At 60.8% G+C, this 20163-nt stretch carries 18 protein-coding genes; 9 read left to right on the top strand and 9 right to left on the bottom strand.

What is annotated here, in order from left to right:
* Positions 1-24 precede the first annotated feature (24 nt).
* Genes GFM02_RS02650 through GFM02_RS02635 form a run of 4 tightly spaced genes read left to right on the top strand, consistent with a single transcriptional unit; the run spans position 25 to position 4296 of the window.
* Positions 25-1476, top strand: coding sequence for a sugar ABC transporter ATP-binding protein (locus GFM02_RS02650; RefSeq protein ID WP_168320703.1), 1452 nt, complete (start codon positions 25-27; stop codon positions 1474-1476).
* The gene (locus tag GFM02_RS02645) at positions 1473-2420 is read left to right on the top strand and encodes an ABC transporter permease (RefSeq protein ID WP_168320702.1); all 948 of its coding nucleotides are present in this window, start codon (positions 1473-1475) and stop codon (positions 2418-2420) included. The genes GFM02_RS02650 and GFM02_RS02645 overlap by 4 nt, the downstream gene beginning before the upstream one ends.
* On the top strand, positions 2417-3367 hold the full coding sequence (locus GFM02_RS02640; protein WP_020046912.1) for an ABC transporter permease: 951 nt from the start codon (positions 2417-2419) through the stop codon (positions 3365-3367). The genes GFM02_RS02645 and GFM02_RS02640 overlap by 4 nt, the downstream gene beginning before the upstream one ends.
* 14 nt (positions 3368-3381) lie before the next feature.
* Complete coding sequence (locus GFM02_RS02635; RefSeq protein ID WP_168320701.1) at positions 3382-4296, top strand: SMP-30/gluconolactonase/LRE family protein; 915 nt, start codon at positions 3382-3384, stop codon at positions 4294-4296.
* Between the two features lie 77 nt (positions 4297-4373).
* On the opposite strand, the gene GFM02_RS02630 is transcribed toward GFM02_RS02635, so the two are convergent.
* Positions 4374-5279 (bottom strand): DUF4238 domain-containing protein, encoded by a 906-nt coding sequence (locus GFM02_RS02630; protein ID WP_168267637.1) that lies wholly within the window; start codon positions 5277-5279, stop codon positions 4374-4376.
* 8 nt (positions 5280-5287) lie between these two features.
* The gene (locus GFM02_RS02625; protein ID WP_168320700.1) at positions 5288-5929 is read right to left on the bottom strand and encodes a hypothetical protein; all 642 of its coding nucleotides are present in this window, start codon (positions 5927-5929) and stop codon (positions 5288-5290) included.
* 102 nt (positions 5930-6031) lie between these two features.
* Between GFM02_RS02625 and GFM02_RS02620 the strand changes: the two genes are divergently transcribed.
* Entirely contained in the window at positions 6032-7282 is a 1251-nt protein-coding gene (locus tag GFM02_RS02620; RefSeq protein WP_168320699.1) for an HNH endonuclease, read from the top strand.
* 681 nt (positions 7283-7963) lie between these two features.
* On the opposite strand, the gene GFM02_RS02615 is transcribed toward GFM02_RS02620, so the two are convergent.
* On the bottom strand, positions 7964-9190 hold the full coding sequence (locus GFM02_RS02615; RefSeq protein ID WP_168320698.1) for an MFS transporter: 1227 nt from the start codon (positions 9188-9190) through the stop codon (positions 7964-7966).
* A gap of 119 nt (positions 9191-9309) precedes the next feature.
* Between GFM02_RS02615 and GFM02_RS02610 the strand changes: the two genes are divergently transcribed.
* On the top strand, positions 9310-9900 hold the full coding sequence (locus GFM02_RS02610) for a TetR/AcrR family transcriptional regulator (protein WP_168320697.1): 591 nt from the start codon (positions 9310-9312) through the stop codon (positions 9898-9900).
* A 168-nt stretch (positions 9901-10068) separates the two neighbouring features.
* Positions 10069-11406 carry an epoxide hydrolase family protein gene (locus GFM02_RS02605; protein ID WP_168320696.1) on the top strand — a complete coding sequence of 446 codons (1338 nt, stop codon included), beginning with the start codon at positions 10069-10071 and terminating at the stop codon, positions 11404-11406.
* 124 nt (positions 11407-11530) lie between these two features.
* Here the strand turns inward: GFM02_RS02605 and GFM02_RS02600 are convergent, their stop codons facing one another.
* Genes GFM02_RS02600 through paoA form a run of 5 tightly spaced genes read right to left on the bottom strand, consistent with a single transcriptional unit; the run spans position 11531 to position 16904 of the window.
* Complete coding sequence (locus GFM02_RS02600; protein ID WP_168320695.1) at positions 11531-12142, bottom strand: nucleotidyltransferase family protein; 612 nt, start codon at positions 12140-12142, stop codon at positions 11531-11533.
* Complete coding sequence (locus GFM02_RS02595) at positions 12135-13055, bottom strand: XdhC family protein (RefSeq protein ID WP_168320694.1); 921 nt, start codon at positions 13053-13055, stop codon at positions 12135-12137. Before GFM02_RS02595 ends, GFM02_RS02600 begins: the two co-directional genes overlap by 8 nt.
* Before the next feature lie 55 nt (positions 13056-13110).
* Positions 13111-15309: an aldehyde oxidoreductase molybdenum-binding subunit PaoC gene (gene paoC / locus GFM02_RS02590; protein ID WP_168320693.1), complete on the bottom strand. Its 2199-nt coding sequence runs from the start codon at positions 15307-15309 to the stop codon at positions 13111-13113.
* A gap of 3 nt (positions 15310-15312) precedes the next feature.
* Positions 15313-16260 carry an FAD binding domain-containing protein gene (locus tag GFM02_RS02585; protein ID WP_168320692.1) on the bottom strand — a complete coding sequence of 316 codons (948 nt, stop codon included), beginning with the start codon at positions 16258-16260 and terminating at the stop codon, positions 15313-15315.
* Complete coding sequence (paoA, locus tag GFM02_RS02580) at positions 16257-16904, bottom strand: aldehyde dehydrogenase iron-sulfur subunit PaoA (protein WP_348643947.1); 648 nt, start codon at positions 16902-16904, stop codon at positions 16257-16259. The genes GFM02_RS02585 and paoA overlap by 4 nt, the downstream gene beginning before the upstream one ends.
* Before the next feature lie 232 nt (positions 16905-17136).
* Between paoA and GFM02_RS02575 the strand changes: the two genes are divergently transcribed.
* Positions 17137-18003 (top strand): creatininase family protein, encoded by an 867-nt coding sequence (locus tag GFM02_RS02575; protein WP_205930130.1) that lies wholly within the window; start codon positions 17137-17139, stop codon positions 18001-18003.
* Here GFM02_RS02575 and GFM02_RS02570 read toward each other — a convergent pair.
* Positions 17966-18955 carry a LysR family transcriptional regulator gene (locus GFM02_RS02570; protein ID WP_020046900.1) on the bottom strand — a complete coding sequence of 330 codons (990 nt, stop codon included), beginning with the start codon at positions 18953-18955 and terminating at the stop codon, positions 17966-17968. The genes GFM02_RS02575 and GFM02_RS02570 overlap by 38 nt on opposite strands.
* Before the next feature lie 184 nt (positions 18956-19139).
* Between GFM02_RS02570 and GFM02_RS02565 the strand changes: the two genes are divergently transcribed.
* Positions 19140-20156, top strand: coding sequence for an ABC transporter substrate-binding protein (locus GFM02_RS02565; protein WP_168320689.1), 1017 nt, complete (start codon positions 19140-19142; stop codon positions 20154-20156).
* The last annotated feature ends 7 nt before the right edge of the window (positions 20157-20163 follow it).

Here is a 20163-nt window from a genome sequence, read left to right as displayed (position 1 = left end):
TTGCAAGCAGGCATGGCGGGCAGCATGGATGACGTTTTGAAGGCGGTGATCGCCGTCGATGGCGCCAAGGTGAGCTTCGGCGCGGTCAGGGCACTCGATGGCGTGACCCTCCACGTCATGCCGGGCGAATGCGTCGGGCTTGTCGGACACAATGGCGCCGGCAAGTCCACTATCGTCAGCGTGATCAACGGCGGTCTCGCGCCGCATGAAGGAAGTGTGGCGAGCGACGGCGAGCGGCTGGAGCGCTACGGCATCAACGCTGCGCGTGCCCGCGGCGTGCGCTGCGTCTTCCAGGAGCTTTCGCTCTGCCCCAACCTTTCGATCATCGAGAACACGCGCATCATGCATCGCCATCTCGGAGGCTTCGGCTGGCGAAGGCGCGCCGCAAAAATCATTGAGACGAGCCTCGACGCCGTCTTTCCCGGCCACGGCATCGACAGCAGCCGGACGGTGGGAGATCTTTCGATCGCCGAGCGGCAGATGGTCGAGATATCAATGGCCTTTTCCGACTCCGGCATTGCACCCAGGCTGGTGATCCTCGACGAACCGACCTCGTCGCTCGATGCAAGCCTTGCCCGCCAGATGCTCGACCATGTCCGCCGCTTCATTGCCGCGGGCGGGTCCGTCATCTTCATCTCGCATATCCTGCACGAGATCCTTGAAACCGCCGACCGCATTGTCGTCATGAAGGACGGTCGCGTCGTCGCCGAGCGCCCGGCGCGGGGCTTTGACCACCACGGCCTCGTCGAAGCCATGGGCACCGTTGCGAAGGAGGAGACCGGGCAGCGCTCAGTGCGCGAACTGTCCGCCGCTCCGCTCATTCTGTCCCATCAGGCGAAGGGCCTTTCCTTTGCGGCGCGCAAGGGCGAGATCATCGGACTGGCGGGTCTGGCGGGCCATGGGCAGACTGAGCTCCTGCTCGCCCTGCATGCGGCCCAGTCCGGTAACTGGCTGCCTGAGCGCGATCCGCTCGTCACCTTCGTCGCCGGCGACCGCCGCCTGAACGGCGTCTTCGAACTCTGGAGCATCCTGCGCAACTTCTCCATCGCCTCCCTCGGTGACCTCTCCCGGCGCGGCCTCATCCTGGCGGACGAAGAGGAGACGAAAGCCGCCGACTGGAAGCGGCGGATCGAGATCCGCACGCCCGATATGGACAACCGCATCCTGTCACTTTCGGGCGGCAACCAGCAGAAGGTGCTCTTTGCCCGCGCGCTTGCGACGCGCGCGCCTGTTGTGCTGATGGACGATCCGATGCGCGGTGTCGACGTCGGCACCAAGCAGGAAGTCTACGCGATCATCCGCGAGGAGGCGGCGCGCGGCCGCACCTTCATCTGGTACTCGACGGAGATGGACGAGGTCCGCCTCTGCGACCGCGTCTACGTCTTCCGCGAAGGCCGCATCACCACCGAACTTGCCGGTGATGCCGTCAACGAGACGAGTATCATCGCCGCCTCCTTCGAGGGGGCCACTGCATGACGTTCCGGCTGTCGTCCGACGCCCTGCGTCTTGCCATTCCCGCCTTGTCGCTGACGCTGCTGCTCGCCGCCGTCTTCTGGCTGCAGCCGCGCGCCATGAGCTATGTCGGGCTCAACCTGCTGTTCAACCTGGCTGTGCCGATCGCGCTTGCGACGATCGCCCAGATGATCGTGATGGCAGTGAACGATCTCGATCTCTCGATGGGCGCCTTCGTCAGCTTCGTCGCCTGCGTCACCGCGACCTTTCTGCGGGATGCCCCGTTGATCGGTGTCCTGATCCTGGCCGGCGCGATCGCAACCTATGCGGGCCTCGGCGTCATCATCTATCTGCGCAACCTGCCGTCCATCGTCGTGACTCTCGGCATGAGCTTCGTCTGGGGCGGCCTCGCCGTCCTGCTGCTGCCGGCACCGGGCGGGCAGGCGCCGGACTGGGTGCGCTGGTTGATGACCGTCAAGCCGCCGCTCGCGCCGATGGCGATCGTCGCCAGCATCGTCATCGCCTTGGTCGCTCATCTTCTCGTCATGCGGTCGTCGCTCGGCGTGCTGATGCGCGGCATCGGCGGCAACCAACGCTCGGTCGAGCGCGCCGGCTGGTCGATTGTCGGGGCGCGCGCGAGCGCCTATGGTCTTGCCGGTCTCTTCGCGGTGCTCGCCGGCATCGCCCTCGTCGGCCTGACGACCTCGGCCGATGCCAATATCGCGCTGCGCTACACGCTGCTGTCGATCGCTGGCGTGATCCTCGGCGGCGGCGAGTTCATCGGCGGCCGTGTCTCCCCGATCGGTGCCGTCATCGGTGCGCTGACGCTGACGCTTGCCGGCTCGTTCCTGTCCTTCCTGCGCATCTCGCCGGACTGGCAGATCGGGGCTCAGGGCGCGATCCTGATCATCGTGCTGGCACTTCGGCTGATGCTGAACCGCCTGGAGAAGCGGGAGAAACGCCGATGACCCCGCTCCTTCGCCTCTTCCGCAAACCCTGGATCTGGTCGTGGCTTGCCGCCTTCGTCGTCTGGTTCCTGACGATCATGGTGACGCTCGGCGCCAGCGCGCTCGGCCTGTCGCAGGCAGCCCTCACCTTCGCGGCCTTCTCGGTCATCGTCGGCATCGGCCAGATGTTCGTCATCACGCTCGGTCCCGGCAATATCGATCTCTCGGTTCCCGCCACCATGACGCTTGCCGGCACGGTGGCGCTGAAGCTGATGAATGTCGAAAACGGCATGATCCTGCCCGGCCTTCTCGTTGCCATCGTCATCGGCCTTGTCGTCGGCCTCGGCAACTATGCGCTCATCAAGGCGCTGCGCATTCCGCCGATCATCGCCACGCTGTCCATGAGCTTCATCGTCCAGTCCGCCGCGATCTGGACGAATCGGGGCTTGCGCATCAAGCCGCCGAGCGTGCTGGCGGAATTCACCACGTCGAGCACGCTCGGCGTGCCGAATGTGGCGATCGTGGCACTCCTCATCTCGCTGCTTGCCTGGTTCCTGCTCGAGAAGACGATCTACGGACGCTGGATCTCGGCGATCGGCCAGAGCATGCCGGCTGCGCGCATGGCCGGCATACCGGTCGACGGCACGCGTTTCGTCACCTACCTCTTCTGCGCGGTGCTCGCATCGGTCGCAGGCTACCTGCTCGCCTGCTTCTCCGGCGGCGCGGCGCTCAACATGGGCTCGGAATATCTCCTGATGTCGATCGCTGTCGTCGTGATCGGCGGCACGGCGGTCGCCGGCGGCGATTCCAACGTGCCGGGCATCTGGGGCGCATCGCTCTTCATGTTCCTGGTCGTCTCCATGCTCAACACTTACGGGCTCGGCGCGGGCATCCGCCTGATCATGACCGGCCTCATCATCATCAGCGTCATCATGCTCGCCGGCGGTCGCCGGGCCGGCATGCGATAAACGGAAAGATCCCCATGGCCGAGGCCAGTATCTACGAAATCCACGACCCGCGCTTCCGGCAGATGATCGTAACGAGCGCCGGTCTCGACGAGCTCTATTCCGGCTGCCGCTGGGCGGAAGGTCCCGTCTGGTTCAACGACGCGAACCAGTTGCTCTGGAGCGACATTCCCAACCAGCGCATGCTGCGATGGACGCCCGAGAGCGGCGTCTCCGTCTATCGGCAACCCTCCAACTTCACCAACGGCCATACGCGCGACCGGCAGGGACGGCTGATCTCCTGCGAACATGGGACGCGCCGCGTCACCCGCACCGAGACCGACGGCTCGATCACCGTGCTCGCCGACCGTTTCGAGGGCGCCAGGCTCAATTCGCCGAACGATGTGGTGGTGAAGTCCGACGGCACGATCTGGTTCACCGATCCGACCTACGGCATCATGTCGGACTATGAAGGTTTTCGCGCCGAGCCGGAGCAACCGACCCGCAACGTCTATCGGCTCGATCCGACGACCGGCGCGCTTGCGGCTGTCGTCACGGATTTCACCCAGCCGAACGGCCTCGCCTTCTCGCCCGACGAGACCATCCTCTATGTGGCGGATTCGGCCGCTAGCCATGACGAAAGCCTGCCACGCCACATCCGCGCTTTCGACGTGATCGACGGCAATAGGCTGGCCAACGGCCGTGTCTTCTGCCTCATCGACAACGGCATCCCGGATGGCATCCGCACAGACGTGAACGGAAACCTTTGGTCGAGTGCGGCCGATGGCGTGCATTGCTTCGACCCGACGGGCAAACTGATCGGCAAGATCCGCGTACCGCAGACCGTCGCCAACCTCACCTTCGGCGGCCCCCAACGCAACCGGCTGTTCATTGCGGCGACGCGGTCGGTTTATTCGGTGTACGTTGCGGTGAGCGGGGCTCAGGTGCCGTGAGGTTGTGAGGTTTGGGTTGAGGGGATTCGAATACGGGGCACATAGTTTCGTTTGCTGCGAGCGGATTTCACCGGTCTTCACCTTCCGACTTTTCGTCGATGACGTAGCAGGTATTGGAAAAGGGTCGTGCGTGGGCGGCTGCCGAAATGCTGCTCGACTAATTTTCTTGGCTGGTCGTCGGTGGCAAAGACGAACTTCTTGGCGGCGCCGGCAACCAATTTATTCAGGTTCAGGACCCACTCTTCTGCCGGCTGCGCCTCGATACGCCGCTGGGTCTCCAAATTATTAACGGCCACAAAAGCTCGTTTTGGACCAATCGGGACGAAAATGTAAGTGTCAGGTTCTGCAAAATCGTACCACGTGATCAAGGGTCGATCACTTGTCAGGAACTGTGCATCCCCGCTGATCTCTCGGATGAACCACCGCATGTTGTTGAGCAGGGCGCCGATATTCTGATGATCGATCAGCGTTCTCAATAGAGAAGATGCCCAACTTGAAAACCTATTTGGGCTTTGCGCAAGATACTCTTGAAATGTAGGTGGCCAATCGTCTTGTCTGTCGGCCGCATATACCAACTCTAACTCGGGAATGGCTCTAGCCCATTCCTCGACCAGACTAATCTTTAGAGTGTCGATGTCGTCCGGCATGCGCATCATCAATGACATCAAGAAGCGAGACCATGCACTGCGGAATTTCGGATCGCGGTTGATTTTGGTGTCACCCGTCTCGATCATCGCCAGCGCTTGGCTCGCAAGAGAGTCCAAAGGCGACATGAATTCCGACTCTAAGACCTGAGCCTTGTCTGGTATGGCCTCGGGATCTGAGTAGAGGTTGTTTTCGCCACCGGACTGGGTAGGAAAAACCCATTTCGCCACGATCTGATCGCGAGGCCTAGAAAATCGTCGCAGTCGCCCATCATCCGACGCCCAACGAGATTGGTAGAACGAAGGCAAGTAATGATGGTACTTCGGCAGGTTCTCCATTGGCAAACCTAGATCGTACGTTCCATGGGAATGCCCGCGTCAAACGCCATAGCCTGTCGGGCCATCCCCGAGTCTTCTACTTTGAACCCATATTTTTGGAAGGTCGTCACGAGACGCCTATTTGCGGCAGTGAGAGTTATCTGTTCAGCTTGAACTTCTTTAGCCACCCTTTCGGCGTTCGCGATCAATACTCCGAACAATCGTAAGCTTTCGTGGGATTGATCGTCGTTAAGTTGAGAATTTTTCTTGGGCTTTCTAGGATCAAGGAGTTGCACATCTGCGATGTGTAGACGGTTAGGAAAAAGATGAGCAACGAGCACTTGCATTTTTGGCTCCATTGTCGCTGCGCCTGGGACCGTCGCATATCGGTAGCTGATGTCGAAGACGACTTTTCTGTTCAATGCTCGGCTCACATACTTCAGAAGGTTTGGTTCCCCGCGATCAACTAAATCTCCCAAACTATTTGGTGAAACCTCGAATTGCCCGGAAATCATGGCGGCGTGCCAGGTAGTCAGCCCCATTTCGAACATCGTCATTCCCTTAAGGCGAATGATCTCGGGCAGATCCTTGACCCCCAAAACAGAAACCTGTGCATCGGGCAGCTTCTCGGAAATCTCAGCGGCCGGAAAAATTTCATCAAGTATGCTCATATTTATGCCCTCGAAAACTTCGATCTCGCCAGAACTCAACTACTACTATCACGTCAATTCAGGTATTCCCATTTTCGTGAAGGTTGGCGACAAGGAAAACGCATGCCTAGGCAGTGCATCATCTGCGACCAAGTTGCTGGTTCGCGCGAACATGTATTCCCCGCCGCTTTGGGTGGACGTCGGACGAACAAACAAATTTATTGTGGTCCTCATAACAATGGCTTCGGCCCGCTTGCGGGCGTAATTGCGCAGCAGCTTAAGCCAATAAACGCACTACTAGCAGTGCGGCCGGATCGGGCCGACAAGGCTGAGCCATTTTTCTACCAGACGGACACGGGTGAGCGACTACGCCTGTATGCGGGATCAGTGCAGCGAACGGATAGTGTCGCAGACCCAAAAGAGACGATGAGGGTCCAACTGTCGCTTGGAGGATCCGAGGGCCTCCGTGCCATCGCTTATATTGGTTTGACCTTCTTTGCCCATCATTTCCAGGAATTCGCTCGCCTCGATGAACTTCTTCCCTTCAAAGAGTTTGTCCTGGGAAAAGCGCCCAACGATTTCGTATGGTGGGAGTCCACCGAGATAGCGGAAAGCCTTCCGGCGAATCCCTTCAAATTCGGCCACACAATCCAGCTGATCACAAACGGCGAGACGCAGGAGGCATGGGTAATCGTCAGCCTGTTTCAAGCGCTGACATTCGGCGTAACGCTTGGGAAACTCGTAGACATGCCATCCAGAATTGTAACGGTATTTATTGATCCCCATGCGGACCACCCTCCAGACGACATTCGCGTAGAGACCGCAAACGAGGTCAAGAGCAACCTCAAGAAGCCGGAGCCTCTTCAGGCCCATCTCCAGCAAACCATCTATGGCGGAGAGGGTCAGGTAGCTCTCAGCGCGCTGTTTCAGAAGATCGAGCGATGGAAGTTCGACCTGGATATGGAGCCAATCAAGCAGCGTATCGCTTCCGTGATCTCGGATCGGAATAAGCTCACTATCGAAATTGAGAAGATTGTCGGTGAAGAAGCCGGGCGTGTGCTGCGACTGGCTCGTTATGTTGTGGACGGTCTCAACGCGCGCGCGGGCGACGGCCCCCACATGAAACCGATTATCGCGATCCTCGCCGCGCAGATCGCCGAAGACCCAAGCCGGCCCTCGGGTCTATCCGCATTTGCGGAAAGCGCCATCGGTCTGGCCGCTATCGAAATGGCCCTAGCACTCCTGGAGGAACTGAAAACAACATCCGTGGACCTCGACCTCCTTTGGAAATACTTCAGTTCCGGTCACGGGGCTTGGGTTGTTGGGCAGGCACTGTTCCGACCCATATCGGAAGCAATGCAAATGGCGGAGTGATGTTCGTGGGCCGCTGCATAAAGCTGATCCCTTGTTACAGCATCGGCCCTGTTGGGAGCCGGATAATTTTTAGTTGGCGCGACGGCATGACATTTATGTCCTAGCTAGGACTGTCGTCAGGCCCCCCCGGATTCGATGTTTCACAAAGAGATCAATAATTTTCTCTATTTCTGTAAGCCAAGTCCGACTTCAGCGGGATCTCACGGTCTTCGCTGGCGCGAACAATGACGGCAAGAGCACAACGCGATCGACGCATTGCGCCTTTTGACGGTGCCTCTAGGTGGGCGCCGTACCGGGATATCGGTCAAAAGAAGCTCTCGAGCAGACGCGGCGGCCGTGCCCTTGCCCACGCCGCGCAACATGGCGTCGATCATCATGTGGTATTCGCGGCCAGACTTCGCGACGCGGGCGCGTGTGCGCCATTAGGATACCGCTGCTGACGAGGTGCGTTGGCGGGTTTCGGTGATGAGGTCGACCAGTCCAGGTTGCCGGCGAGGACAAGTAGGTGGCGGTGGAAGGCAAGATTTGCCTGACAGAGTTCCAGCATCCTGCGCGCTGCTCCAGATCAATCTGCTTCAGCTATGTTCCCGGCAACAGAACGCCCGGCAGAATATCCTGCCGGACAAGGTCCGTCACATCGCGCGTGTCGGCAGCCTCCTGCGTCGCTCACCGCCCGCCCTGCTACTGCGCCGGCTCCAGCATCGCGCAATCTTCCCCGCCGGTGCACTCCCCCGAGAGGGTACGCTGACCGAGGGCAATGATAAGGACAGTCGCTGCACCGGCGGCTGCAGACACCCAGAATCCGCTCTGGGGACCGTAGCTGTCGACGACCCAGCCCGAGACGAAGGCGCCGAGCGCCATACCGATGCCGATGCCGGTCATCACCCAGGTGACGCCCTCCGTCAGCACAGATTCCGGCACGCGACGCTCAATCAGTCCAAAGGCCGTTATAAAGGTCGGCGAGATCGCGATGCCGCTGACGAAGACGGCGATAGCAAGCAAGGTTACCGAGCTGCCGGCGACGAGCAGCGGCAGCGAGGTCAGTGCGAGGATCGCAACAGCGATCAGCAGCTGACGGTGCAAGGGGATGCGCAGATTAAGCGCGCCGAGGGTCAAGCCCACTAGGAAGGAACCGAGGGCATAGACACCGATGACCAGGCTTGCCGCATTCGGCTGACCAAGCTCCTTGGTGATGGCGACAACAGTCACTTCAGCGGTTGCGAAGATCGCGCCGACGAAGATCAGCGCGAGCGTGATGAGCTGCACCGGGCGTTGGCGGATGGCGGAGCCAACCGAAGCCGCGCCGGCGACATGACGCACCTTCGGCTCGGTGCCGCGCTGCACGATGAAGGCGGTCGTCCCGAGCGCCAGAAAAGCTGTGCTGACCATCATGCCGGCTTCGGGGAATAGGGCCACGGCCAGCCCGACCGACAGCGAGGCGCCGGCGATATAGACCAGTTCGTCCGCGGCACTTTCGAACGCGAAGGCGGTGTTGAGCTCGGGCTGGTTGCGAAAGAGTTCCGTCCAGCGCGCCCGCATCAGCGCCGGAATGCTTGGCATAGCCGCCGCGAGGAAGGCTGAGGCGAATAGCGTCCATACCGGCCAGTTCTGGTTGGCCGCGGTGATCAGCGCGATGAACGCCAGCACGGATACGATGGTTGTGGGAACGACGACTGCCGTCTGGCCCAGTCGGTCGACCGCTCGCGAAATCTGCGGCGAGATCACCGCATTGGTGAGCGCATAGGTCGCCGACACGGCGCCTGCCAGCCAATATTCGCCATGTGCCTGGGAGAGCATGGCAACGATGCCGATCGGCGCCATGGCGATGGGAAGGCGTGCGAAAAAGCCGGCTGCGGAGAAGCCCTTGGCTCCAGGTGCCGCGAATATTTGCTTATACGGATTTGACATGGGACGATCCTTCCAACTATCGGACAGAACACTTATATACGGAGCGTATGTGTTTAGATAATGCATACGCCTCGTATGTCAATGAAAAAGATACGCGGCGTATGCCAATTGGAGTAGCCATGCGCAAACCGCGCCAGGAGATGATCGCAGAGACCCGCGGCAAACTTATCGCAGCCGGGCGGCGTGCCTTTGGCACGATCGGCTATGCGGAAGCCTCGATGGACGATTTTACCGGCGAAGCGGGACTGACGCGCGGGGCCCTCTATCACCACTTCGGTGACAAGAGGGGCCTGCTCCAGGCCGTCATCATCGAAATCGATGCGGAAATGACCGAACGGCTGAACGAGGTCTCGGCCGCCGCTCCGACGCGCTGGCAGGGTTTTGTCGACGAGTGCTCCGCTTATATCGAAATGGCGCTGGAGCCCGAAATCCAGCGTATCATGTTTCGCGATGGCCCGGCTGTACTCGGCGACATCTCGCAATGGCAGAACACCCCCGGCTGTATCGCCGCCCTCTCCCGCAGCCTCGACCGTCTCAAGGCCGATGGCGAGGTCATCGACATCGATACCGAAACCGCCGCTCGCCTCATCAATGGCGCCAGCAGCCATATGGCGCTGTGGATCGCCAATGCCGAGAACCCGGAGGCGGTTTCGAAGCGGGCGGTTGCGGGATTCAAGGCTATGCTGGGCAGCCTCCGCAGGCAGGAATAGGTGTTTGATTTCCTATTCTGGCGCTGACGATCGCGTTCCATGTGTGTGTAGCCGCCACTCACTTTGATACGTTTTTGGCATTTCTTGAAACATGCCAGATACGCAGACCCGTCAGAGATCACTCCGTCACGAAATGTCGCCCCGGGCGACAAGAACATGGAGTGCCTCATGAAGAAGTTTGACAATATTCTCGCCTGGCGCCGGCTTGCCCGCGGAGCAATGGTGATGGCGGTTGGGCCGATGTTGCTGTTCCCAGCCGGTTACCTTGTGCCAGCGAGTGCCGCCGACGTCACATCTGACGGGCCGGCGACGCCGATCGAGGCCGACGAAACGATCCGCCCGTTCCAGATCCACGTTCCGCAGTCACAGCTTGACGATCTGCGCAAGCGCATTGCCGAAACGCGTTGGCCAGACAAGGAGACCGTGAGCGACACCTCGCAAGGCATTCAACTTTCGCGCGTCCAGGATCTGGTCCGTTACTGGGGCACTGAATACGATTGGCGCAAGGCCGAGGCTGAGCTCAATGCACTTCCGGAATTCATCACGACGATCGACGGGGTCGATATCCAGTTCATTCATGTGCGGTCCCGTCATCCCAACGCGCTTCCGGTCATTCTGACCCATGGTTGGCCGGGTTCGACCTTCGAGTTCATCAAGGCGATCGGCCCTCTTACAGATCCGACTGCTTATGGCGGTAAAGCGGAGGACGCATTTGATGTCGTCATCCCTTCCATCCCCGGTTACGGCTTTTCGGGCAAACCGACGGAGCTTGGCTGGGGGCCTGACCGCGTTGCGCGAGCATGGGACATCCTGATGAAGCGGCTCGGCTACGCGCACTACGTTTCCCAGGGCGGCGACCACGGCTCCGTTATCTCCGACGCGCTGGCGCGCCAGGCACCGAAGGGCTTGCTTGGTATCCATCTCAATATGCCGGCGACGGTTCCGGGCAATCTCACCAAGGCGATCAACAGTGGAGACCCGGCTCCTGAGGGGCTCTCGGCGCCCGAGCGGGAAGCCTATGACTCGTTAAGCACCTTTTTCGGCCGGAATGCGGCGTATGGGGCCATGATGGTGACGCGTCCGCAGACGATCGGCTACTCGCTTTCCGACTCGCCGTCGGGTCTGGCTGCCTGGATCTACGAAAAATTTGCTCAATGGAGCGACAGCGAGGGCATTCCCGAGCGTGTTTTTTCCAAGGACGAAATGCTGAATGACATCACATTGTACTGGCTGACCAACACTGGGGCATCCTCGTCGCGGTTCTATTGGGAAAACAACAACAACAACTTCAGCTCCGACGCCCAGAAGACCAAAGAGATCAAGATCCCGGTGGCAATCAGCGTATTCCCAAAGGAGATCTACCAGGCGCCGGAGAGTTGGAGCAAGGAGGCCTACCCCACGCTGCATTATTACCACCGTGTCGATATGGGCGGTCACTTCGCAGCCTGGGAACAGCCCCAGCTTTTCGCTGAGGAACTGCGAGAGGCATTCAGGTCGGTGCGTTGATGACATCGGCTGCAAGATGACGGCTTGGCATATCCGCGGCTGAGAGTGGCGAATTCAAAGCCGCGGAGAATCCAGCTCGAACCGTTGCGTCAAATCATCCTCATCTCACTGTATTTTCCGCGGGTCAGTTCAACGCGCCACCGGCCGCCAATATCTCGTCCGGCGTGTCAACGTCGAGCAAGGCCGCGTCGCCAACATCGACATCAAGCACGGGCAGGCCTGATGTGGCGATGATATCGCGCGCGCCGACATCGCCTTCAAGCCTGAGGACTGCCTGAGTGAGAGAACGGGGCAAGATGACAGGATTGCCCGGCTTGCCCTGTGAAACAGCGCGCACGACAGCCTCGCCGCCCGCATTGCGAAAGGCGGAAATTAGGGCATCGAGATGCGTCGTGGAAATGCCGGGCATATCGGCCAGCATGACGAGAATGCCGTCGGCGCCGTCAGCGTCCCCCGATGAGAATCCTGCTATGAGCGAGCTTGCCATGCCGCTGGTGTAATCGGGGTTGTCGACGAAAGTCAGATCGAGCCCATCGAGCGCGGCCTCGATCTCGCTCCTGCGATGCCCCGTGACGACAATAACGGAGGCTGCATCCGCAGCGAGCGCGGTCAATGCCGACCGCCGCACAAGCGGCACGCCGTCGAACGCGGCCAGCAGCTTGTGCTTCCCGCCCTCACCCATCCGGCTTGCCTTGCCGGCAGCGAGAATGACGATCGCGACTGACGCCTTACGCATAAGCCACCAGTCTTGCCGCGGCGACATCAGCCAGAACAGACAGGGCGAGCGAGGTTGCATCCCGAGTCGGGCCGAACATCCCGATGGGCGCCTTGATACGACCGATGTCGTCGCGTCTGAAACCCATGGCTGTCAATCGCTCGACCCGTCGACGGTGCGTCCGAGTGCTGCCGAGCGCGCCGATATAGAACGCCGGCGAGTGAAGCGCGGTCTCGAGAATGGCGGCTTCGGCGTCGATGTCATGATGCAGGAGCACGACGGCGGTGAAAGGATCGATGGTATCGGCAACCGGCCGCTCCGGCGCCACGGCAATCACATCATAGCCGGAAGCCTCGGCCAATCGTGCGACGGCCTGCGCTTCAAGCGTCTGTCCGGAAAGGACGACACGAGTGCGAGGACGATAGACGGTCAGGAAATCACCCTCGGTCCAGCACGTCCGCAGCGGCGGGTCGACCGATATAAGCGTCTGCCGCTCCGGCGAGTAGACAAGACCGGCTGCCTGCCTTTGTCCGAGACGATCCAGAACATGCTGCAGAGCGCCGACATCTTTCAGAACATGGATAGCGATGGAGATTCCTCCGCCGCAAGGAAGAACGATGTCGAAGAAGGGCGAGCCGTCGCCGAATTTCACCATACGGTCCCGTCCTTGCGCCATTGCCAGGAGCGCTTCGGAAGCGACGGCGGCTTCGACGCATCCGCCGGAGACATAGCCGCAGAACCGTCCGTCTGCGGCAACCGCCATATGAGCGCCGAGCGCCCGCGCGGCCCCGCCTCGGATTTCGACGAGGGTGGCAAGTGCCGCCACGCCAAGACCATGGGCGTCTATCGCGAAGCGAAGCAGTTCCGCCGGATCGTCGGTGGACGAGGCTCTGACGGGAGTTGGCGCTGTGATGGGCGCAAGTGTCTGATGCATGGGAAATCCTACAGGAATTAACGGCGGTCCGGCTTTCGGACCGCCGTCGACGTGATCAGGCCACGTCCGGCAAGCCGCCGATGAGCTTGTCAAGCGTCAGCGGATAGTGCCGAACCCTGACGCCGGTCGCGTTGTATACGGCGTTGGCGATTGCTGCCGCGACGCCGCAAAGGCCGAGCTCACCGACGCCCTTGGCCTTCATCGGCGAGGACATCGGATCGGTCTCGTCCATGAAGATCACCTCCTGGTGCGGAATGTCGGCATGCACCGCCACTTCGTAGCTGGCGAGATCGTGATTGACGAAGAAGCCGCGACGGGTGTCGACCGCCAGTTCCTCGGACAGTGCGCCGCCGGCCCCCATCGTCATCGCGCCGATCACCTGGCTGCGGGCCGTGATCGGGTTGAGGATCCGACCTGCCGCGCAGACTGCGAGCATTCTGCGAATACGGCTTTCTCCCGTGGCAATGTCGACGCCAACCTCCACGAAGTGCGCGCCGAATGTCGATTGCTGATGCGTCTCGGTGAGCTCGCCCCACTTGATGGTGTCCTCGCCGACAAGACCATCCGGACCGGCGGCCTCGGCAAGAGGCACCGAACGATTGCCCGAGCGGACCTCGCCATTCTCGAAGACGATGTCTTCGGAGTTGAAGCCGAGCTTCTTGGCGATGGCTTCACGCAGCTTGACACAGGCTGCATAGACGCCAGACGTGGAAGAGTTTGCACCGAACTGTCCGCCGGAACCTGCAGAAACCGGAAAACGCGAGTCGCCGAGTTGGACGGCGACCTTGTCGATCGTCACTCCCATCATCTCGGCGGCGGTCTGGGCGATGATCGTGTAGCTGCCCGTCCCGATGTCGGTCATGTCGGTTTCGACCGTTACGACGCCTTCCCGGTCGAGTTTTACCCGGGCTCCGGAGGGAAGGACGAGGTTGTTGCGAAAGGCAGCGGCGACGCCCATGCCGACCAGCCAGCTGCCGTCCCGCCTGGAACCCGGCCTTCCCCTTTCACCCCAGCCAAACCGCTCGGCACCGAGCGTCAGGCAGCCGACGAGATTGCGCTGGGAAAAAGGCCGCTGCGGCTTTTCCGGATCGACCTGCGTGTCGTTGACGATCCGAAACTGCACAGGATCGATCCCAACTTTTTCGGCAATCTCGTCGATGGCGATTTCGAGCGCCATCAGTCCGGGGGCTTCGCCCGGAGCGCGCATGGCATTGCCCTCCGGGAGATGAAGCGTCGCAAGACGCATCGCGGTCATCCGGTTTGCACCGGCATAGAGGAGCCGCGTCTGGTTGACGGCGGTCTCCAGTCCTCCGCCCGGAAGGTCGCCGGACCAGCTTTCGTGCGCAATGGCGGTGATCTTGCCGTCACGCTCGGTTCCGATGCGGATCCGCTGGATCGTCGCCGGCCGGTGGGTCGTGTTGTTCATCATGAACGGTCGCGGCAAAGCAACCTTGACGGGGCGCCCAATCGCACGCGCGCCGACAACGGCCAGCACGGCATCCGCCCGCAGGAACAGCTTGCCGCCGAATCCGCCGCCGATGAAGGGCGACATGAGGTGGATCTTCTCCTTGTCGATGTCGAGCGTCGTTGCAAGGTCGGAGCGCCACCAGTCGATCATCTGGCTGGAGGTCCAGACGGTCACCTCGTCGCCGTTCCAGGCCGCGATCGATGCGTGCGGCTCCATCATCGCATGCGACTGGTCGGGCGTCGTATAAGACGCGTCAACAGTGACGGGAGCTGACCCGAAGGCAGCCTCGAAGTCGCCGACCGCTGTATCGGGCTGCTGCGATTCATCCGGCTTGACGGCCGAATCCTTTGCCTGGCCGAGATCGAACACACCCTTTTCTTCGGCATAGTCGACCTTGACCAGGGAGGCTGCGGCGCGTGCCTGCTCGAAGGTCTCGGCGACGACGACCGCGATTGCCTGGTGATAGTGCTGAACCTCGTCGCCACCGAAAAGCTTGGCGGTGTTGAACCTGCCCTTCTTCCGCTCGCCGATGTCGAGCGTCGTCACGACGGCAAGCACACCCGGAGCCTTTTTGGCGGCGGAAACGTCCATGGACGTGATGCGGCCCTTGGCGATGGCCGCGCCGACGGGATAGCCGTAGGCATAGCGCATATTCGGATCGTGCCACTCATAGGCGTACATCGCGCGGCCGGTCGTCTTGAGCTGACCGTCGATGCGGTGGATCGGCTGACCGACGACCTTCAGATTGTCGATCGGGTTGGTTGTCGCTGGCGTATCGAACTGCATGGCTCAACCCCTTGCTTCGGCAATGACGGCGCCGAGCGTGCGCTCGACAAGATCGATCTTGAAACGGTTCTGTTCGGTCGGACGGGCGCCGGCAAGAAGCACGCCTGCCACCGCTCGCGCGCCTTTCGGCAGCTCGGCTTCGGCTGCCTCGATGCGCCACGGTTTGTGGGCGACGCCGCCGACGGCGACCCGTCCTGTGCCGTCCGGCTGGATCACCGCTCCGACCGAGACCAGCGCGAAGGCATAGGAGGCGCGGTCTCGCACCTTGCGATAGATGTGCTTGCCGCCGACCGGGGGTGGCAGCAGGACCGCCGTGATGAACTCGCCGCGCTCAAGAACGGTTTCGATATCAGGCGTGTCGCCGGGCAACCGATGAAAGTCGGCGATCGCAATCGCGCGGCGACTGCCGTCGGCCTTGACAGTTTCCACAACAGCATCGAGCACCCGCATGGCGATGGCCATGTCACTCGGATGCGTGGCGATGCAAGCTTCGCTGGTGCCGACCACCGCATGCTGGCGGCTGAAGCCGCCGATGGCGGAACAGCCGCTGCCCGGCTGCCGCTTGTTGCACGGCTGGTTCGGGTCATAGAAATAAGGACAGCGCGTGCGCTGCAGGAGGTTGCCGGCCGTGGTTGCCTTGTTGCGCAGTTGCCCGGAGGCACCCGCGACAAGCGCCCTGGAGATCAGGCCGTAATCGCGGCGAATGGTTTCATGAGCTGCAAGATCGGTATTGCGGACCAAGGCGCCGATGCGCAGCCCGCCCTCCGGCGTGGGTTCGATCTTGTCGAGGCCGACGCCGTTGACATCGATCAGATGCGCCGGTGTCTCGATCTCGAGCTTCATCAGGTCGAGGAGGTTGGTGCCGCCGGCGATGAACTTGGTTTCAGGATTTAAGGCTGCTTTGGCTGCGGCCTCGACGGATGAGGCACGTTCATAGGTGAAGGCTCTCATGCTTTAATCCCCGCGACTTCCGAAATGGCATCGATAATGTTGGAATAGGCGCCGCATCGACAGATATTGCCGCTCATGCGCTCGCGAATCTCGACCGCAGTGACGGCCGCCTCTGCCGTAAGATCGCCGGTGACGTGGCTCGGTATATTCGCCTTGATCTCCTCGAGCACCGCCACGGAGGAACAGATCTGTCCCGGCGTGCAGTAGCCGCACTGAAAGCCGTCATGCTTGACGAAGGCCGCCTGCATCGGATGAAGGTTTTCAGGCTGGCCGAGGCCCTCGATCGTGGTGATTTGATCGCCTTCGTGCATGACCGCCAGTGTCAGGCAGGAATTGATGCGGTGGCCGTCGACCATGATGGTGCATGCGCCGCATTGGCCGTGATCGCATCCCTTTTTCGTGCCGGTGAGATGCAGGTGCTCGCGCAGTGCGTCGAGCAGCGACGTTCTGTTGTCGACCTCGAGATCGCGGTTCTCACCGTTCACCGCGAAGGAAACTTTCGATGTATAGGCCATGTCATTTCCTGGGGACTGTGCCGCCGCGGGCGCGACGGCTCCGGTGACCGCAATCGTTGCGGCCGACGAGATAAGTAGATCTCGACGGGAAAGTTCCAGTTGTGTCTGGCTTGGCATGAACTGTTCCACCTTGCTTGTTGGACATGGGCGCGTCAACGCCGTCTGCTGAGGTAGTGCAACTCCGCCTCCTGATTAGACCCCTTCCGTTGCATACGGTTATCGATCTGGCTCATGAATTCTCCGAGCCGCGGTCATAAGATGCCCCGAGCCACAACTTCAATGAGGTTGCCTTGGACGCGGAAGCGCCAGCGGAGCAACGCCCGCCGATGCGCGCGAAAAAAAGCAGCGCCATGCGCAAAAAATGATGCTTTTCGGGCTCATCATTATTCCCTACTCCCTATCGAAGCAGGTGACGAAAGGGGAAGACCGCATGCCCACGCCGTTTTACTGGAACGAGCTCAATACATATGATTTTGCCGGCCTCTCCCCCGAGACCACGATTGCCGTTCTGCCCATCGCCTCGACGGAACAGCACGGCCCGCATCTGCCGATCGCAACGGATGTCGCCATCGCGACCGGCATGCTGGCGGAGTTGAAGAGACAGCGGCCGGAGGATCTGGACATGCTGGTCCTTCCGACACAGGAGATCGGCAAGGCCAACGAACACATCTACGGCCCCGGCACGCTGTCGCTCGGTGCCGAGCTGCTCATCCCCGTATGGACGGCGATCGGCGCAAAGGTTGCCGAAGCCGGGCTGCGGAAGATGGTGATCGTCAATTCCCACGGGGGCAATGTCGACATCATGAGCATCGTCGCGCGCGAACTGCGCGTGCGTTATCAAATGGCGGTGGTCTCCACGCAATGGGGCCGTTTCGGCCATCCGGAAGGCATGGTCAGCGATCACGAGAGCAAATACGGCATCCACGGCGGCGATGTCGAGACGTCGTTGATGCTGCACTTTCGCCCCGAGCTGGTGCGGATGGACAAGGCGCAGAATTTCTCCTCGAAGGCCGAAGGGATGCGGGAGCAATCCAAATTTCTTCAGCCTCTGCCGCCGCATTCGCTGGCCTGGATCGCGCATGACCTCAATCCCTTCGGTGTGGTCGGCGATGCCTCGGTTGCCACTGCCGAAAAGGGCGAGGCGATCTGCCGCCATCAAGTCAACGGGTTCGTCGGGCTGCTCCGGGACCTCAAGGCCTATCCGCTTTCGAATCTCTATGTGAAATAGGTTCAGCCGCGGGTTTCACATCTGGTGGGATATGACCCTTGGCCTGCAATTCCTGCACCAGGCCGAGCAGTTCGGCGAGCAGATATTCGACGAAAAGGCTGGTGGCCGCGTCGAGCGGCGCACGGGCACGGGCAAACAGCTTCATCTGCTGGTAACGCGCATGCGGCTCGGCGATCGGCCGGAAGACGAGTTCACCGCGCCGGCATTCGGTGATGACGTCGAGCGGATTGAGCAGCGTCAGCCCGGTGCCGCATTTGACCAGCTGTTTCAGCATCTCCGATGCATTGGTTTCCAGCACCGGCTCGACCGAAATGGGCAGGCGCGCAAAAGCAAGGTTGATCACCTCGCGCAGGCTGGTGCCCGGCTGCGCCAGAACCAGTTTTTCCTGGGTGACATCGGCGAGGTTGATCGGCCCGGGACCGATCAGGTGATGCCCCGGCGGCAGCACGACGCCGATCGGGATATCGAAATTTCCAAGCGTGCGGATGCCGGGCATGGCGGGGATATTGAAGCCAAGACCGATATCCACCTCGCCTGATACAACGGGGTTGGCCGTCGTGCCGCCAGTGTCGTTGCGCAGCTGGACGAAGACGCGCGGATGCTCGGAAAGAAAGCGCGCGATGATTTCGGGCAGCGGCCCGGCGGCTAGCCCAACGGTCGTCACCATGCGCACCTTGCCTGCCTGCTGCATCTTGAGGCTGCGGATGCGTCCCTCCAGGCGCTCGTAATTCTTCAGCACATCGCGAATATGCTCGATGCAGAGCTCGCCGGCAGCCGTCAGCCGCAGGCCACGCGGCAGCCGCTCGAAAAGCGGCGCCCCGATCTCCTCCTCCAGCGCCAAAATCTGCCTGTTGACCGCCGACGACGCCACGTTAAGGCGCGCGGCCGCCTTGCGGATCGAACCGCAACGGGCGATCTCGTTGATGTAAAGAAGGCGTCTGGAGTGCAGCATGGTCTCTCCGATGCATAAATTTTGCGCAGGCCGCACAAATTATCTTCAGCTTTCCGACAGATGCCGAAAAGGCATCAATGCGCACGAATTTTGATGCTTTTCAAAGCGCATGGCAATGGCTCAAATTCTCTCAAAAGGGAGCCGGATAAGGCTTCCCTCTGCCACAAAAGGGGAACTGCCGACCATGTTGAAAGCACAGACGAACAGACAATTCCTGAGCTGCCTTGGCCTCGCCTCGATGCTTGCCGCCGCCTCGCCGGCGCTTGCCCTCGATAAGGTGAGCTACGGGACCAACTGGCTTGCCCAAGCCGAACATGGCGGCTTCTATCAGGCCGTCGCCGACGGCACCTATGCAAAATACGGCCTCGATGTCACCATCGTCCAGGGCGGCCCGAATGCTGCAGGCAGCGCGCTGCTGATCTCCGGCAAGCTCGATTTCTACATGGGTGGTCCTCAGGGAGAGATATCCGCCGTCGAGCAGGGCATTCCGCTGGTCGATGTCGCCGCGATCTTCCAAAAGGATCCGCAGGTGTTGATCGCTCATCCGGACAACGGCGTCGACAAGTTCGAGGATCTCGCCAAGCTGAAAACGCTGTTCCTCAGCAAAGACGGCTACCTCACCTATTTCGAATGGATGAAGGCCAACTTCAAAGGCTTCAAGGACGAGCAGTACAAGCCCTATAACTTCAGTCCCGCCCCCTTCCTCGCAGACAAGGAGTCTGCGCAGCAGGGGTACCTGACCTCCGAACCCTACGAGATCCAGAAGCAGGCAGGCTTCGAACCGAAGGTCTTCCTGCTCGCCGACAACGGCTATTCACCCTATTCGACGATGATCACGACGACGCAGGCGATGATCGACGGCAAGTCCGACGTCGTGCAGCGCTTCGTCGATGCCTCGATCGAGGGCTGGTACAACTACCTTTACGGCGACAACGCCAAGGCGAACGCGCTGATCAAGAAGGACAATCCTGAAATAACGGACGGCCAGATCGCCTATTCGATCACCAAGATGAAGGAATACGGCATCATCGAATCCGGCGACAGCCTCGACAAGGGCATCGGCTGCATTACCGACGCCCATTACAAGAAGTTCTTCGACGAGATGACCGCCATCAAGGTGTTCAAGGCCGATACCGATTACACCAAGGCCTTCACGACGAAGTTCGTCTGCAAGGGCGCCGGAATGGCGCTGAAGAAATAAGCCTCCC

The organism is Rhizobium leguminosarum bv. viciae, from assembly GCF_012276115.1.
Lineage (GTDB): Bacteria > Pseudomonadota > Alphaproteobacteria > Rhizobiales > Rhizobiaceae > Rhizobium > Rhizobium leguminosarum_T.
Note: the sequence above shows the minus strand (reverse complement) of the source record. Positions and strands in the feature narration are given on the sequence as shown.